The following is a 14,758-nucleotide window of genomic DNA, read 5'->3' as shown; positions in this document are numbered from 1 at the left end:
TGCCACCCCGAAAGCACCGGCAGACAGACATAAAAAAGAGGCACCACAGGGATGCCTCTTTTGCTATCTGCTGAACGCAGGGAAATTATTCGTCGTCAGACTCTGTATCATCATCTGTTTCAGGTTCCTGAAGCAGATCATCATCGCCTTCGGCCACCGAACCATCAATTGCATCCAGCTCTTCTTCAGCAACCGGTTCAGCAACACGCTGCAAACCGACAACATTTTCATCGTCAGCCGTACGGATCAGGATTACGCCCTGGGTGTTACGACCCACAACACTGACTTCGGAGACACGGGTTCTCACCAGGGTGCCGGCATCGGTGATCATCATAATCTGGTCACTGTCATCAACCTGTACCGCACCGATCACCGGACCATTACGCTCCGTCACTTTGATGGAGATCACCCCCTGGGTGGCACGGGATTTGGTCGGGTACTGCTGGTTAGCGGTACGTTTACCATAACCATTACGGGTAACCGTCAGAATAGCCCCGTCTTCACGAGGAATAATCAGTGAAACCACCCGATCATTTTCTGCCAGTTTGATTCCGCGGACCCCGGAAGCAGTACGCCCCATCGCCCGCACGGCCTGTTCGGAGAAACGGACCACTTTACCGGCAGCAGAGAACAGCATTGCTTCATCATTACCGTCGGTCAAAGCCACACCGATAAGCTCATCGTCATCACGCAGATTAACCGCAATGATCCCGGCACTGCGCGGGCGGCTGAATTCGGTCAGTGCCGTTTTCTTCACTGTCCCGCTGGCGGTTGCCATAAAGATATTCAGGCCTTCAGCATACTCACGTACCGGCAGGATCGCGGTAATACGCTCGTTGGCTTCCAGTGGCAGCAGGTTAACAATCGGACGTCCGCGGGCGCCACGGCTGGCTTCCGGTAACTGATACACTTTCATCCAGTACAGACGGCCACGGCTGGAGAAGCACAGGATGGTATCATGGGTATTCGCCACCAGCAGGCGATCGATAAAGTCTTCTTCTTTGATCCTGGCAGCGGATTTACCTTTACCACCACGGCGTTGTGCTTCGTAGTCTGTCAGGGGCTGATATTTTACATATCCCTGGTGCGACAGAGTAACGACCACATCTTCCTGGCTGATCAAATCTTCGATGTTAATATCAGCCGAATTGGCAGTGATTTCCGTGCGGCGTGCGTCACCAAACTGCTCACGGACCGCAACCAGTTCTTCACGGATCACATCCATCAGACGATTAGCATCTTCCAGGATAAAGATCAGCCCGGCAATTTCACTCAGTAACTGCTTGTACTCATCCAGCAGTTTTTCATGTTCCATACCGGTCAGTTTTTGCAGACGCAGGTCGAGGATCGCCTGAGCCTGTTGTTCTGTCAGGTAATACTCACCGTCACGGATACCATACTCCGGTTCCAGCCATTCCGGACGCGCTGCATCATCGCCGGCTTTTTCCAGCATAACGGCAACGTTACCCAGCGCCCAGCCCTGAGCAACCAGTGCAGCCTTCGCTTCTGCCGGAGAAGGTGCGCGGCGGATCATCTCGATCACCGGATCAATGTTCGCCAGAGCAATCGCCAGCCCTTCAAGAATATGAGCACGGTCACGCGCTTTACGCAGTTCATAAATGGTACGACGGGTAACCACTTCACGGCGGTGACGGACAAACGCTTCCAGAATATCTTTCAGTGGCATAATTTTTGGCTGGCCCTGATGCAGTGCCACCATATTAATACCGAAAGACGTCTGTAACTGGGTCAGAGAATAGAGGTTATTAAGCACCACTTCACCGACCGCATCACGTTTCACTTCAATGACAATACGCATACCGTCTTTATCAGACTCGTCACGCAACGCACTGATGCCCTCAATACGCTTCTCTTTGACCAGCTCCGCGATTTTTTCGATCAGCCGGGCTTTGTTCACCTGATAAGGTATTTCGTGGACGATAATTGTTTCACGTCCGGTTTTAGGGTCTGTTTCCACTTCACCACGGCCGCGAATATAAATTTTCCCGCGTCCGGTACGGTATGCTTCTTCGATGCCACGACGACCATTAATGATCGCTGCCGTCGGGAAGTCCGGTCCGGGGATGTGCTCCATCAGACCTTCAACGGTAATATCGCCATCGTCGATTAATGCCAGACAACCGTTAATCACTTCATTCAGGTTGTGCGGAGGTATATTGGTCGCCATGCCGACGGCAATACCTGACGAACCATTGACCAGCAGGTTAGGGATCTTTGTCGGCATGACTTCAGGAATTTGTTCTGTGCCATCATAGTTAGGCACAAAATCAACCGTTTCTTTGTCCAGGTCTGCCAGCAATTCATGGGCGATTTTTGCCATACGGATTTCCGTATAACGCATCGCCGCGGCGGAGTCACCGTCAATAGAACCAAAGTTACCCTGCCCGTCTACCAGCATATAACGTAATGAAAACGGCTGTGCCATACGGACAATCGTTTCATAGACTGCGGAGTCACCGTGCGGGTGATATTTACCGATCACATCCCCGACAACACGGGCAGATTTTTTGTAGGCTTTGTTCCAGTCATTACCTAACTCGCTCATGGCAAACAATACACGACGGTGTACTGGTTTCAGGCCATCACGCACATCAGGTAACGCACGGCCAACGATGACCGACATGGCATAATCGAGATAAGAATTTTTTAATTCTTCCTCGATATTAACCGGTGTGATTTCTCTTGCTAAGTCGCTCATGGAGCCGATATCCCTCTAGATATTGCCGACTATTCAGGCGGCGAATCATATCACAGTACCACCCTGCGGTGCACGTCAGCATCAGATTAGTTATGCAGATCCACAGACTAAGGGTGCCGCTGGCCGATTAAGTGTTTATACTCGGTAAAATTTTTTCAGGAGTCGTAATCCATGAATATGCCTGCACAGGAAAATCAGTCAAACCAGAACGTTGACCATCAGGAGATTGCCAAATTTGAAGCAGTCGCCTCCCGCTGGTGGGATTTGGAAGGCGAATTCAAACCTCTGCACCGTATTAACCCGTTGCGTCTCGGTTATATCAGCCAGAACAGCCACGGGTTATTTGGCAAAAAAGTCCTGGATGTCGGTTGTGGCGGCGGGATCCTTGCCGAGAGTATGGCCCGCGAAGGGGCTGAGGTGACCGGTCTGGATATGGGAGCAGAACCTTTACAAGTTGCCCGGCTGCATGCCCTGGAAAGTGGCGTCAGCGTCGATTATGTGCAGCGTACGGTCGAAGAACATGCCAGCGAATTTGCAGGACAATACGATGTTGTTACCTGTATGGAAATGCTGGAACATGTGCCAGACCCGCGTTCGGTGGTCCATGCCTGCGCCAGACTGGTGAAACCCGGCGGGCAGGTATTTTTCTCGACCATCAACCGCAACCCTAAAGCCTGGCTGATGGCGGTATTCGGTGCAGAGTATCTGTTACGTATGGTACCGCGCGGCACCCACGATATTAAAAAGTTTATCCGTCCTGCGGAGCTGCTGAACTGGGTAGATGAAACTCCGTTACGCGAAGAAGGCATGATCGGCCTGCACTATAATCCGCTGACCAGCCATTTCCGCCTCGGTCATGGTGTCGACGTCAACTATATGGTACATACCAGCTGCCCGGAAAAATCCTAACTCCGGCATTTTATGCTTAAAAAGTTTCCGGCAGAAGAACAAAACCAACCTGCCGGAAAATAAAGCAGTCTCTGTCTCCTGAACCATTTCGTTTGTCAGTGTAAATGCCTTCCCCGGTTCTCCCTGAATGAAAAATCGGCTACCGATCATAAAAAGAATTTTTTTCTTCCAAATGTTGACATCAGATGGTGCCTTTAATCATGCGGGCTACGAAAAAAAACAAAAATTACAAGTCAAATTACGCCCTATTTTTGCACTTGTTAACTCCGCGGAAGTCACTAAAATACAGCCTATCTTGTTATATATTTTATCGACACCCCCTACATGTAGTGGTTATCCACAGTTTTATTCACAATGAGAATACTGTGCATAACTACACGAAATATATAACTCACTGATACTAATGCATAGATAGGTAAACGCGACATGAACCAAAGTCTGCTCGTTACGAAACGCGATGGAAGCCAGGAACGAATCAATCTCGATAAAATACACCGGGTACTCGACTGGGCAGCGGAAGGTCTTCACAATGTCTCGGTCTCACAGGTAGAGCTGCGCTCGCACATTCAGTTTTATGACGGCATCAGAACCTCCGATATTCATGAAACCATTATCAAAGCAGCCGCGGACCTGATTTCCCGCGAAGCGCCTGATTACCAATACCTGGCAGCCCGACTGGCTATTTTCCACCTGCGTAAAAAAGCGTACGGACAGTTTGAACCACCGGCACTGTTTGACCATGTCACGTCAATGGTTGAACGCGGTAAGTACGATCCACACCTGCTGGAAGACTACACCGCAGAAGAGTTTGCTCAGATGGACAGCTTTATCGACCACTGGCGCGACATGACCTTCTCTTATGCTGCGGTCAAACAGCTGGAAGGTAAATACCTGGTTCAGAACCGTGTCAGCGGTGATATTTACGAGAGTGCACAGTTCCTGTACATCCTGGTTGCGGCTTGCCTGTTCTCTGCCTATCCGCGTGACACCCGTCTCGACTACATCAGACGTTTTTATGACGCGGTATCGACCTTTAAGATCTCGTTACCTACGCCGATCATGGCCGGTGTGCGTACCCCGACCCGCCAGTTCAGCTCCTGTGTATTAATTGAATGCGGCGACAGTCTTGATTCCATTAATGCTACTTCCAGTGCGATTGTGAAATATGTCTCACAGCGCGCCGGTATTGGTATTAACGCTGGCCGTATCCGTGCGCTGGGCAGCCCGATCCGTGGCGGCGAAGCCTTCCATACGGGATGTATTCCTTTTTACAAGCATTTCCAGACTGCGGTTAAGTCCTGTTCTCAGGGTGGCGTTCGCGGCGGCGCAGCGACCCTGTTTTATCCATTATGGCACCTGGAAGTCGAAAGCCTGCTGGTGTTAAAAAATAACCGCGGTGTCGAAGGTAACCGCGTCCGTCATATGGATTATGGCGTACAGCTCAACAAGCTGATGTACCAGCGTTTACTGAAAGGGGAAGATATCACCCTGTTCAGCCCGTCTGATGTGCCGGGTCTGTACGATGCCTTCTTTGCCGACCAGAATGAATTCGAACGTCTGTACGTAAAATACGAGCAGGACAGCACCATCCGTAAACAGCGGATTAAAGCGGTAGAACTGTTCTCCCTGATGATGCAGGAACGTGCGTCTACCGGACGTATTTATATTCAGAACGTTGATCACTGTAATACCCATAGCCCGTTTGATCCGGCCATTGCTCCGGTCCGTCAGTCGAACCTGTGCCTGGAAATTGCGCTGCCAACCCGGCCGCTGAATGACGTAAATGACGAAAATGGCGAGATTGCCCTTTGTACGCTGTCTGCCTTCAACCTGGGTGCCATTAACAGCCTGGATGAACTCGAAGAACTGGCAATCCTGGCAGTACGTGCGCTGGATGCCCTGCTGGACTACCAGGACTACCCGATCCCCGCAGCACAACGCGGGGCCATGGGACGCCGTACCCTGGGGATAGGTGTGATCAACTTTGCTTACTACCTGGCGAAACACGGTAAACGTTATTCCGATGGCAGTGCAAATAACCTGACGCATAAAACCTTTGAAGCGATTCAGTACTACCTGCTGAAAGCCTCAAATGAACTGGCTAAAGAACAGGGTGCGTGCCCGTGGTTTAATGAAACCACCTATGCCGCCGGAGTACTGCCGATCGACACTTATAAGGCTGACCTGAATGCGATCTGTGATGAGCCTCTGCATCTGGACTGGGAGTCCCTGCGCGAGTCGATCAAAACTCACGGTCTGCGTAACTCAACCCTGTCCGCGCTGATGCCGTCAGAAACCTCTTCGCAGATTTCTAACGCCACGAATGGTATTGAACCTCCGCGCGGTCATGTCAGTATTAAAGCGTCGAAAGACGGTATTCTGCGCCAGGTCGTACCGGACTATGAAACCCTGAAAGACAACTATGAACTGCTGTGGGAAATGCCATCTAATGACGGATATCTGCAGCTGGTCGGTGTGATGCAGAAATTTGTCGATCAGTCGATTTCTGCCAATACCAACTACGACCCTTCCCGTTTCGCTAACGGCAAGGTGCCGATGAAGCAGTTACTGAAAGATCTGCTGACCGCCTATAAATTTGGTGTAAAAACGCTTTACTACCAGAACACCCGTGACGGTGCCGAAGATGCTCAGGATGACCTGGCCCCGGCGGACGACGGCTGTGAAGGCGGCGCCTGCAAGATTTAACCCTTTCCGTCAGGAGCCGCCGCGGCGGCCCCTGACTTTAGCTTTTTAACCGCTGAAACGTCAGCCAGTATTTATCGGATGTTTCCTGATGGCCTACACTACATTCTCGCAAAACAAAAACGATCAGTTAAAAGAACCGATGTTCTTCGGACAGTCCGTCAACGTTGCCCGTTACGACCAGCAAAAATATGATATTTTTGAAAAGCTGATCGAAAAACAGCTCTCTTTTTTCTGGCGTCCGGAAGAAGTTGATGTTGCCCGTGACAGAATTGACTATCAGTCACTGCCTGAACACGAAAAACATATCTTTATCAGCAACCTGAAATATCAGACTCTGCTGGACTCTATCCAGGGCCGCAGTCCTAACGTTGCGTTGCTGCCGTTAGTCTCCATCCCTGAACTGGAAACCTGGATTGAAACCTGGGCATTTTCCGAAACGATCCACTCACGTTCTTACACCCATATTATCCGTAACATTGTCACAGACCCGGCACTGGTGTTTGATGATATCGTGACTAATGAACAAATCCTTAAGCGTGCTGAAGATATTACCGGCTATTATGACGATTTAATCGAAATGAGCAGCTACTGGCACTTACTGGGAGAAGGTACTCACCAGGTCGCCGGTAAAGAGGTCGTTGTCAGCCTGCGTAACCTGAAGAAACAGCTTTATCTGTGTCTGATGAGCGTAAATGCGCTCGAAGCTATCCGTTTTTATGTCAGCTTCGCCTGCTCTTTTGCTTTCGCCGAACGGGAACTGATGGAAGGTAATGCTAAAATTATCCGCCTGATTGCCCGCGATGAAGCCCTGCACCTGACAGGTACCCAGCATATGCTGAACCTGATGCGCAGCGGGGAAGATGACCCGGAAATGAAAGAGATCGCCGCGGAATGTCAGCAACAGTGTTATGAGCTGTTCAAAAAAGCCGCCATTCAGGAAAAAGAATGGGCAGAATATCTGTTCCGTGACGGTTCAATGATTGGTCTGAACAAAGATATCCTGTGCCAGTATATTGAATATATTACCAATATCCGTATGCAGGCTGTCGGGCTGGATCTGCCATTCCAGACCCGCTCCAACCCGATCCCATGGATTAACTCCTGGCTGGTATCAGATAACGTTCAGGTCGCTCCGCAGGAAGTGGAAGTCAGTTCTTATTTAGTCGGCCAAATCGACTCAGAAGTCGGTGCTGATGATTTTAACGACTTCCAGCTGTAACCATGCCGGATAAACCAGAGGTCATTACGCTCAGCCGTTCGGGGCGGCAGCTCGAATGTGCTAAGAATACCTACCCTGATTTGCTCACTGCCCTTGAGGCCCATCAGCTTCCGGTCGAGTATCAGTGTCGCGAAGGTTACTGTGGTTCCTGCAGGGTCAGACTGCGTAAGGGCCAGGTGTGCTACCGCAGTAAACCTCTGGCATTTGTCGGACAGGGTGAAATACTGCCCTGCTGCTGCCGTCCGGTCGGTGATATAGAGCTGGATCTGTAACCCGCGACGCTCCACAGCCAGTGACGCAGGCAAAGCTGCGAAGAAAATAGTCAGCAAAGACTCAGAGGCCCGCCGCACACGGCAGGCCTCTTTCAGCACAATCGCCCGCCGGCCTGCCCGGAAAATATCGTCACCGGTTCAGTACCTCAGTCACTTCCAGCCAGCTATAGCTTCCATGACTGTTTTTCCCCTGTAACCAGCGCAACAGCATATGCATGGCAACGGTACTGATCAGCTCCTGCCGGGCGGCCTGCGAATGACGCAGGGTAGTAAATGTCAGGGCCTGCGCCCGTATTTCCTGTGGTGTCACCAGACAGATGCCTAATGACTGGTCACTGAGTTCACTCACCCCGAGTGCCAGCGGCACCTGTTGAGACTCAGCCAGCAGTTGCAGCCGGTCTGCCAGCTGTCCTAAGCTTTCCCGGCCTGGCCGCGGAAGATCGCCGCCGCTGAGGGGAACATCCGCCGCCGCCAGCGACCAGTGCAGTAATCCGGCCGTAAAAACCTCACTTACAGCCAGCCGCAGATCACGACCCATAAGCTCACGGGCCAGTAATGCCGGCAACCCTTCAGTTCCTTCAAACAGCGTCCAGTCAGCCAGTTTCTGCCGGATAAGCTGCCAGCAGCTCTCCATCTGCTGACGTTCACTGGCGGGCCCCGTCAGCTTAATTTCGACAATCGGCATCGCGGCACGGTAGCCCAGGCTGACGCCCTCGGGCAACGGCAGGTGGTCAAACTCTTCGGCCAGTTCACTCTCTCCGCGACCGAACGTTGTCAGCCGCAGACAAACCGGGGCGGCAGGCAGGCTGTACTGCGCCGCCAGACGCGGCAGAATCTGCTCATTCACCATCACCTTAAACTCAGCAGGAACCCCCGGAGTAAAAAAAATACGACATTTATTCAGTGTTACTGCAAAACCACAGGCGGTACCGACCCGGTTATCAATAACCTCTGCATGACGGGGAATTTCTGCCTGTTTACGGTTAGACGCCGCCATCGGCCTGCCCCGTTGACGAAAAAAGGCTTCTATCTGTTGCAGCCACTGCTGATTCAGTTCAAGTTCAACCCCGCAGGCCATGGCTGCCGCCAGCGCACTTAAATCATCACTGGTCGGTCCCAGCCCGCCATTAACAATCAGAATATCCGCATACTGACTGCGCTGTTGCAATTCTTCCACCAGCGGCCCCAGTTGATCACCGACGGTCGAACGGTGGGTCATCACCAGTCCGTGCGTAAATAACCGGTCAGCCAGCCAGGCGGCATTGGTATCAATAATCTGTCCGTACAGTACTTCATCACCGGTCGACAACATTTCAATATTCAACGTGCAACTCCTGCGCATACAGCGGAAACAGGCCCGGACAGCCAGACACACTGACCGGAAAAGTAAACATAAATTCAGTCAGTTATTAAAGTCCTCTCCGCACGCTATTACAAGAACGATATTCAGTGACTGCCTTTCCGCCGATAAAATAACTGCCGCAACCCTGCGGAAAATGCATCGTTTCTCTGATTATTCTGATAAATTTCTGATTAATGAATTTTACCCGTGGCGATCTGTCGTAGTGAATGAACAACGTTTACTGGCATAATCTGCTGTGACAGGGTTACCGCAGCCACCATACACCTGAACAACCAAGGATAACGTTTTCGGTATGAATCGCAGAATGTTTATGAAAGGCTCGCTGGCGGTTTCCGCCCTCGGGACAATGACAGGGTTATCTTCACTGCTGGCAAATTCAGCCTGGGCTGCCGACGGTATCGCCGACGGAAATGCCAGAAAATTCGATTTCGCAAAACTTAAGCAGCAGGCCGCCGCACTGGCAAAACAGCCCTGGGCCGGGGCGCCGGGGCCGCTGCCTGAAACACTGGCAAACCTGACGCCACAGGACTATAACGCCATTCAGTATGATGCTAATCATTCACTGTGGAACAACATCCCTGACCGTCAGCTGGATGTGCAGTTTTTCCACACCGGTATGGGGTTTAAGCGACGGATCAGAATGTTCTCGGTTGACCCTGATAACCGTGAGGCACGGGAAGTCCATTTCCGGCCTGAATTGTTCAACTACAACGATGCCCATGTCGATGTAAAACAGCTGGCAGGTAAAACAGATCTCGGTTTTGCCGGATTCCGTGTCTTCAAAAAACCGGAACTGGCCCGCCGTGATATCGTTGCATTCCTCGGTGCCAGTTATTTCCGTGCGGTAGATGATACCTATCAGTACGGTTTGTCGGCCCGTGGTGTGGCGATTAATACTTTTACCAGCCATGAAGAGTTTCCGGATTTCACAGCATTCTGGTTCGAAACACCGAAGCCGGAAGATACCCGTTTTGTGGTATACGCCCTGCTGGATGGTGCCAGCATCACTGGTGCGTTTAAATTCACTATCGACTGTGAAGAAAAACGGGTGGTCATGACGGTCGAAAACAGTTTGTATACCCGTAAAGCGATAGAGCAATTAGGTATTGCGCCGATGACCAGCATGTTCAGTTGCGGCACTAATGACCGCCGGATGTGCAACACCTATCATCCGCAAATCCATGATTCGGATCGCCTCTCTATGTGGACCGGTAACGGTGAATGGATTGCGCGGCCGCTGAATAATCCTCAGCGCCTGACATTTAACAGTTTTACCGATGAAAACCCACGTGGCTTCGGACTGTTGCAGCTGGATCATGATTTTAACGATTATCAGGATGTTATTGGCTGGTATGACAAACGTCCGAGTCTGTGGGTTGAGCCCATCGGTAAATGGGGAAAAGGCGCCATCAATCTGATGGAAATCCCCACGACCGGGGAAACGCTGGATAATATCGTCTGCTTCTGGAGGCCGGAGGCCGCGGTCGATGCAGGCAGCGAACTCAGCTTTGAGTATAAATTATACTGGAGCGGACTGCCGCCGGTCGAAAGCTCACTGGCCCGGGTCGGGGCCACCCGCACCGGTATCGGCGGATTTCCTGAAGGCTGGGCCCCCGGGGAACATTTTCCTGAGTCCTGGTGTCGCCGTTTCGCTATCGACTTTGTCGGCGGTGACCTGAAAACTGCCGCCCCTAAAGGTATTGAGCCGGTAATCACTGTTTCTTCCGGTACCTTTAAACAGGTTGAGATCCTGTATGTAGAGCCGCTGAACGCCTACCGGATCCTGTTTGACTGGTATCCGGACAGTGATTCGACCGATCCGGTCAATATGCGTCTGTTCCTCAGAAGTCAGGGACAGACCCTCAGTGAAACCTGGATGTATCAGTATGTGCCGCCGGCACCAGACCAGCGTAAATATGTAGATGACCGGCAGATGACAGCCGGATAACCTCAGGGCGGCGGAGCGCTGCTTCGCCGCTACAGAGTATCTCCCGCCTGAAGCAGCATACCGATATGGTCAATCCCGTCTTCCTGATAAACCTCAGTGCAGGCGGCAAAACCCTGTGCCCTGTAAAACGACTGCAGATGGGCCTGGGCCGATAACCGGATTGTCCGTCGGGGATAATACTTCTGACAACTTTCCAGTACTTTCTCCAGTAAATGGTGGCCCAGCTTTCGTCCGCGGGCATACGGCGCCACAATCACCCGGCCGATGCTCAGCGGTTGCCGGTTGTCTGCCGGTACCAGCACCCGGGCACAGGCTGCCAGCTTATCGCCGTCAAATCCCAGTAAGTGGCGGTTATCTCCCTGCACATCTTCCCCGTCAATATCCTGATAGGGGCAGCATTGTTCGACAATAAACACCTGATTACGCAGCGCCAGTAGCTGATAAAGCGTCGCGACTGTCAGTTCACTGTGGTGCAGATCTTTCCAGATAATTTCAGACATAACGTTTCCCATCATCCCGCGCTGCCGGTCTTCACCGGCAGTTCTGATTAACAGTAAAAAAAAGACCATGCGATGCATGGCCTTTGTGGTTATTCCCTGCGGCTAAACAAGTCACTCACATCAGCGGCTGTGCCAGTTTTACCAGCGAAATCAGCGGCTGCGGGAAAATACCCAGTAACATCACCAGTATCCCGGACACCAGAATCACTACCCCGCCGGCAGTATAGCCCCAGCCATCAGTAGTATCCCGGTGATGTAACCCCGGAGCGCTCAGGAACAGACTGACAGTAACCCGCAGGTAGTAATACAGCCCGATAGCACTCCCCGCAACAACGGCTCCCGCCAGCCACCATAACTGGCCGTGTATCGCCGATGCCAGCACATAGAATTTACCAATAAAGCCAAGGGTCGACGGGATCCCTGCCAGAGACAGCATCATTACTGCCATCACGGCAGACAATGCCGGCCGGTGCCAGAATAACCCGCGATAAGAATACAGAGAGTCCGTATCTGTCTCCTGACCGGCTGCTGACATCAGGCTGACGACCCCGAAAGCGCCAAGGCTGCTGAACAGATACCCTGCCAGATAAACGCCGGTGGTTTCCAGAGATAATTGCTGTGATCCTGCGGCAATTAAGGCCACCAGCAAATATCCCAGATGTGCAATCGAAGAATACCCCAGCAGGCGTTTAATATTGCTCTGAGCAATAGCCATCAGGTTACCGAACAGAATAGACGCAAAGGCAATGAATCCCAGTGCCGTCCGCATACCTTCACTATGGGTTAATGGCGTTTCAAGGAACAAACGCATTATCACCGCAAAGATAGCAATTTTACTGCCGGTCGCCAGGAACGCAGAGACCGGAGCAGGGGCGCCCTGATAAACATCCGGCGTCCAGAGATGGAAAGGCACCAGTGACAGTTTGAAACCAATACCGATAACGATCATCCCGAATCCGGTCAGCATCAGAGGTGAATTCAGACCAGCCGCCAGCAGGTGACTTCCCAGCCCGGAAAAAGTTAAATCACCACTGCCGGCATACACCAGCGCAATACCGAATAGCAGAAAGGACGAAGCCGCTGCCGACAGAATCGTATATTTCAGTGCCGCTTCCAGTGACCGTTTATGACGGAAGGCATACCCCACCAGCCCGAACAACGGCAGGGAGAGCAACTCCACTCCGATAAACATTGACGCCAGATGATCTGCACTGGCCAGTACTATCCCGCCCAGAACCGCGATGCTCAGCAGCAGATAGAACTCATCGCTATTATCCCGGAAAGATTTCAGCCATGGAAACGCAAAGGTACAGGTGGCTAAGCCCGCCATCAGTACCAATGCGCTGTAGAACACCGAATAACCATCCACCCGTAACAGGGAGGTCACGTCCGTTGCTCCGTTATGGCCAACAAACCACAGAGATAACAACGCAAGGTTAAGACCAATGACTGTCAGTGTGGCGTTCACAACCGGGTTGCGTCGCCATGCAATGGACAGCATCACCACCACCACAGTTAATCCGGTGATTAACAGGGGGAGAAGCGCAATCAATTGTTCAGTAGTTATTGTCATGGCTAATCATGGCCTTGTTATTAAAGTTGAAGCGGTAAACCAGTGTTGAATATTACTCATGGCCGCACTTGAGGTATCGAGAATCGGTTGCGGATAAACCCCCAGCAGCACCAGCAATACCACCAGTACCAGAATCATCAGAAACTCACGGGCAGACATGCCCCGCAGCGGCGTCAGAGATTTGGGTGCACCGTAGTATGCCCGCTGCATCATAATTAATGAGTATACGGAAGCGAATACCAGACCAAAGGTGGCGATAATAATCACCACCGGCACTACCCGGAAACTGCCAGTCAGGATCATAAATTCACCGACAAAGTTACCGGTGCCCGGCATCCCGAGGTTAGCCGCCGCAAAAAACAACGACAGCCCCGGTAACCATTTAATTCTTGACCACAGTCCCCCCATCAGACGCATATCACGGGTATGTAACCGTTCATACAACTGACCACACAGAATAAACAGGGCTGCAGAAGATAACCCGTGAGCGATCATTTGTACCACGGCGCCCTGGAAAGCCAGCATACTGCCCGTATAAATCGCTATCAGCACAAACCCCATATGAGAAACAGAGCTGTAAGCAATCAGACGCTTAATATCCGTCTGGGCAAATGCCATCCAGGCACCGTAGAAAATCCCCAGTAAACCCAGCCCCATCGCGATGGGGGCAAATTCAGCTGATGCCTGAGGAAACAGCGGCAGACTGAAACGTAATAAGCCATAAGCGGCTGTTTTCAGCAGAATACCCGCCAGATCGACTGAGCCTGCTGTCGGGGCCTGGCTATGGGCATCCGGTAACCAGCCATGCAGCGGTACCACCGGCATTTTTACCGCAAATGCGATAAAGAAACCCAGCATCAGCAAATATTGCACAGGGTAAGACATCGGTGTGTTCAGTAGTTGTTCATAGCTGAACGTCAGCACTCCGGTTGCATCGAAATGTACGAACACTAAGCCAAGGATGGCAATCAGCATCACTAAACCCGACGCCTGGGTATAAATGAAAAATTTTGTGGCGGCTGAGATACGCGTTTTACCATCTGAGGCTTTATGTCCCCACAAAGCAATCAGGAAATACATCGGTACCAGCATCAGTTCCCAGAAGAAGAAGAACAGGAACATATCCATCGACAGGAAGACACCGACCACACCGCCCAGGATCCACATCAGATTCAGGTAAAAGAAACCCTGATATTTCTGAATTTCATTCCAGGAACAGAGCACTGCCATTGTCCCGAGTAACCCGGTCAGCACCACCATCAGCAGCGATAATCCGTCAATCGCCAGATGGAAACTGATACCCAGTGCCGGGATCCAGGGCACCGAAAATTCAGACTGCCACTGCGGGATACCCGCAGCCTGAGTTAATGAATACCCTCCCTGCGACCAGAGCAGCAGGGAAAGTGCCAGTGTTAACCCCATTGTTAACAGTGCTATCCAGCGTGGTGCTTTAACACCAAAACGTTCAGCCAGCCAGCAAAGGAAGCCGCCAACGAAGGGGATTATAATTAGCCAAGGTAGTAACACGGCGTTTGGTTCCCTTTTAGTG

Annotated in this window: 10 protein-coding genes; 5 read left to right on the top strand and 5 right to left on the bottom strand. The window is 51.6% G+C overall.

The features are described from left to right. Positions 1-85 precede the first annotated feature (85 nt). The gene (gyrA, locus tag JK198_RS05250; RefSeq protein WP_212707205.1) at positions 86-2,719 is read right to left on the bottom strand and encodes a DNA topoisomerase (ATP-hydrolyzing) subunit A; all 2,634 of its coding nucleotides are present in this window, start codon (positions 2,717-2,719) and stop codon (positions 86-88) included. Between the two features lie 177 nt (positions 2,720-2,896). Between gyrA and ubiG the strand changes: the two genes are divergently transcribed. The 4 genes from ubiG (at position 2,897) to yfaE (ending at position 7,825) form a co-directional block, all read left to right on the top strand. After that, a complete protein-coding gene (gene ubiG / locus JK198_RS05245) occupies positions 2,897-3,628 on the top strand; it encodes a bifunctional 2-polyprenyl-6-hydroxyphenol methylase/3-demethylubiquinol 3-O-methyltransferase UbiG (RefSeq protein WP_212707278.1) in 732 nt (243 codons plus the stop codon). Positions 3,629-4,054: 426 nt separating this feature from the next. Further along, positions 4,055-6,334 (top strand): class 1a ribonucleoside-diphosphate reductase subunit alpha, encoded by a 2,280-nt coding sequence (gene nrdA, locus JK198_RS05240; RefSeq protein ID WP_212707206.1) that lies wholly within the window; start codon positions 4,055-4,057, stop codon positions 6,332-6,334. Between the two features lie 88 nt (positions 6,335-6,422). After that, a complete protein-coding gene (gene nrdB / locus JK198_RS05235; protein ID WP_212707207.1) occupies positions 6,423-7,553 on the top strand; it encodes a class Ia ribonucleoside-diphosphate reductase subunit beta in 1,131 nt (376 codons plus the stop codon). Positions 7,554-7,555: 2 nt separating this feature from the next. Then, positions 7,556-7,825 (top strand): class I ribonucleotide reductase maintenance protein YfaE, encoded by a 270-nt coding sequence (yfaE, locus tag JK198_RS05230; protein ID WP_212707208.1) that lies wholly within the window; start codon positions 7,556-7,558, stop codon positions 7,823-7,825. A 130-nt stretch (positions 7,826-7,955) separates the two neighbouring features. Here the strand turns inward: yfaE and JK198_RS05225 are convergent, their stop codons facing one another. Next, complete coding sequence (locus JK198_RS05225) at positions 7,956-9,137, bottom strand: nicotinamide mononucleotide deamidase-related protein YfaY (RefSeq protein ID WP_212707279.1); 1,182 nt, start codon at positions 9,135-9,137, stop codon at positions 7,956-7,958. A 343-nt stretch (positions 9,138-9,480) separates the two neighbouring features. On the opposite strand from JK198_RS05225, the gene JK198_RS05220 reads away from it, so the two are divergent. After that, positions 9,481-11,136 (top strand): glucan biosynthesis protein D, encoded by a 1,656-nt coding sequence (locus JK198_RS05220; protein ID WP_212707209.1) that lies wholly within the window; start codon positions 9,481-9,483, stop codon positions 11,134-11,136. A 29-nt stretch (positions 11,137-11,165) separates the two neighbouring features. Here JK198_RS05220 and JK198_RS05215 read toward each other — a convergent pair whose 3' ends face one another. From JK198_RS05215 to nuoM, 3 genes are all read right to left on the bottom strand, one after another. Beyond that, entirely contained in the window at positions 11,166-11,636 is a 471-nt protein-coding gene (locus tag JK198_RS05215; RefSeq protein WP_212707210.1) for a GNAT family N-acetyltransferase, read from the bottom strand. 115 nt (positions 11,637-11,751) lie between these two features. Continuing rightward, positions 11,752-13,209, bottom strand: coding sequence for an NADH-quinone oxidoreductase subunit NuoN (gene nuoN, locus JK198_RS05210; RefSeq protein WP_212707211.1), 1,458 nt, complete (start codon positions 13,207-13,209; stop codon positions 11,752-11,754). 6 nt (positions 13,210-13,215) lie between these two features. Continuing rightward, positions 13,216-14,736 (bottom strand): NADH-quinone oxidoreductase subunit M, encoded by a 1,521-nt coding sequence (gene nuoM, locus JK198_RS05205; RefSeq protein ID WP_212707212.1) that lies wholly within the window; start codon positions 14,734-14,736, stop codon positions 13,216-13,218. Positions 14,737-14,758: the final 22 nt, after the last annotated feature.

Source organism: Tatumella sp. JGM91 (assembly GCF_018257575.1).
GTDB classification, from domain to species: domain Bacteria; phylum Pseudomonadota; class Gammaproteobacteria; order Enterobacterales; family Enterobacteriaceae; genus Tatumella; species Tatumella punctata.
Note: the sequence above shows the minus strand (reverse complement) of the source record. Positions and strands in the feature narration are given on the sequence as shown.